Annotated in this window: 3 protein-coding genes; all 3 read right to left on the reverse strand. The window is 37.6% G+C overall.

Translation table 11 applies throughout. From position 1 onward, the window contains the following. Positions 1-143 precede the first annotated feature (143 nt). A complete protein-coding gene (istB, locus tag AP059_RS00140; protein ID WP_003331414.1) occupies positions 144-902 on the reverse strand; it encodes an IS21-like element IS712 family helper ATPase IstB in 759 nt (252 codons plus the stop codon). A gap of 11 nt (positions 903-913) precedes the next feature. Next, complete coding sequence (gene istA / locus AP059_RS00145) at positions 914-2,137, reverse strand: IS21-like element IS712 family transposase (protein ID WP_059874887.1); 1,224 nt, start codon at positions 2,135-2,137, stop codon at positions 914-916. A gap of 75 nt (positions 2,138-2,212) precedes the next feature. Beyond that, positions 2,213-2,742: MobA/MobL family protein (locus tag AP059_RS00150; RefSeq protein ID WP_218187001.1), on the reverse strand; the 530-nt coding region annotated here is incomplete at its 5' end.

The following is a 2,742-nucleotide window of genomic DNA, read 5'->3' on the forward strand; positions in this document are numbered from 1 at the left end:
TCTTCTACTTAAACAAGGGGAAAAAGTCGGGTTAAAACTGGTACAGAAGCTAATGTGTCAAGGGCCATCTAAAAATGTTGGTTTTGGGTCATTGAAAATGTAGGAAATGGGCCACCCAAATTGTTGGTTTTGGGCCCATCACTTTATTTACTTTTTGGGGTTTTGGTTTTCTTCTCACTATAGTCTTTCATTCTATAAGATTTTCCAGTAATAGAAATGACTTTAGAATGATGAACCAAGCGGTCCAATAAAGCATTCGTTAATTTCTTATCTTGAAGAAACTCAGACCATTGAGAAAGTGGGATATTCGTAGTAATCAACGTGGATTTCTTTTCATATCTCATATTAATCAGTTGAAAGAGAAGACTCGCTCCATCTCTTGAAAAGGGCAGATAACCCACTTCATCAATAACAAGTACATCATAATTGGCATACTGTTTTAATACTCGCTCTAAAGTTCCTTTTTGATTGGCTCTTAATAAACGGTCCACTAATTCAGTACTCATACAAAAGTAAGAGCTATAACCTTTCTCTAGGGCTTCTAAAGTGATAGAAATAGCTAAATGTGTCTTACCTACGCCACTATTGCCAATGAAGAGAAGATTCTCATGCTTATCTAAAAAACGTAAGGTATGTAAATCTAAAATCTCTGCTTTATTAATTTTCGGTTGAAACTGAAAATCAAAGTCCATCACACGCTTTTCATAAGGCAGATGGGCTTTTTTTAATCGTCTTTCCTGAAGGAGCGCTTCTCGTTCACGAAGTTCTTCACTCAAGAGTTCATGAAGGCCCTCTACTAAGGAAATATCCGCATGCTCATCTAAGAACTCTGGTAAGAGCTGACGCACACGATCGAGTTTTAAATGGTCCAATTGGTTGAGTAATTGATGATAAGTTGTCATAAGCGCTCCCTTCACAATAAATCGTAGGCTTGAAGATTCTCATCCACATAAGCCTCTAGTTCGTCTTCTTCAAGATGTTTGAAGACATCTGATTTAAGAATTTCAACGTAATCTTCACGGCGATAATTAAAGGGACGGTCGCTTAAAGGATGACGAGCAATCAAGCGTTGGTCACAATAGACTTTAAGGTCCTCTTGTTCTTTTTCACAGGTTACGGTCTGTCCAATATATTTAACCGGCACTGAATATTTACGCCCTTCAAAGATCACAAGTGCCTCTTTAGAGACTTTTCGAGTCAAAGGAACACTCAATTGACTATAAACTTTGAGAAGCTCTAAATCAAAAGCCTTGAGATTCAACCCCTCTTGGTCAAGACGTTCAGAAGGTGAGGTTCCAATCGCTTGAGAGATTTCTTTATGATTCAAATCTTCCATCAATTGTTGGACCAGTGCTTGTAATTCTTCAAGGTCTTCAAACTCATTGTTAAAGACAAGCAGGCGGTCAACAGTTCTCGCAAGCGCTTCTACTTTACCTTTGGTTTGAGGTCTGAATGGCCGACAAGCAATGGGTTTAAATCCAGCATCTTTTGCATACTGCCTGAATCGTTCATTGAAAACAACATTTGAGAATTGACTTTTAGAATGGTCCACCACTGTTTTCATATTGTCAAACCAAATTTCTTCAGGGACACCTCCGAATTTCTCAAAAGCGTGATTGAGACACTCAAAGAGTGTGGGTTGGAGACGGTCGACGGTCAATTGAAGATACTTCATCCGAGAGTAGCCAAGAATATACAGAAAGATATTAATCGTAAACACTTCACCATTGCGTGAGATCAGTTTTAAATTTTCTTTCCAGTCGACTTGAGCAGAAAGTCCAGGCGTTGTTTCAATTCGAATCGTTGCTTTATGTTTGCAGGATTCTCGAATCAATCTGGCATAGCGTTTGACGGTCGTATATGAGCCTTGATAGCCTTTTAGTTGGATGAAGTAGTAAATTGAGCGCACAGAGCAGCCAAGCTTGAGTTTATCTTCAATGATTGATTTATAGTTCTCAATAAGTGACGGTGGGACCCTTCGTTTTGAAGCTTCTTCAAGGGTCTTTTCTTTTCCGAGGTCATAATAACGTTTGACCGTCCGATAGTCACAATTATAGCGTCTGGCAATATCAGCGAAATTAGGTTTAATTCCAGTCATAAGATGTTCGGTTATACTTTCTAGGATGTCTTTTCTCATAAGGAAAAGCCTATCACAATTTTAAAGTTAACCTACATTTTCAATGGCCCGTTTCCTACATTTTAGCATGGCCCTTTACACTTTTTCTTTGGTTTCTTTTTCTAATTGTTCTTGTTTGTATAAGAGTTGATTATACTTTTTAATTTCTCTATTGATGTCCCCGTTTTCACTAGGCAATCCTTTTAATTCAAGTTGATGGGCATAGCTTCCAAGGTGTTTTGTTGGGAGTTCTTTCTTTCCTTGTTCTTTAAAACTTTTATCCGTTACGGTTATGTTTAATCCTTTTTTTTCTAAAGAGTTATTAATCGCAACTGCCCAATTTTCACGCCATTGTTTTAAGCGTTCTTTACTATCCCAATCCGTTGTTTTTTCTGTGGAGCATTGATAAGTTTTCTTTTCTTTATCGTAAATTTTATTGCCTTGTTCATCATAGTGATAAACTTTTTTTTGACGAGTTCCCCAATCCCCGTTTTCTTTAAATGGGCGGTTTGTTGTCATAATATGAGCATGAGGATTACCGTCTTTATCTCTATGAATGGCAATATCAGCCACCATGCCATGATTGACAAAATTTTCTTGACAATAATTTAAAAGGAGTTCTTCTA

Source organism: Pseudomonas sp. TAA207, assembly GCF_001529285.1.
In the GTDB taxonomy this organism is placed as follows: Bacteria; Pseudomonadota; Gammaproteobacteria; order Pseudomonadales; family Pseudomonadaceae; genus Aquipseudomonas; species Aquipseudomonas weihenstephanensis.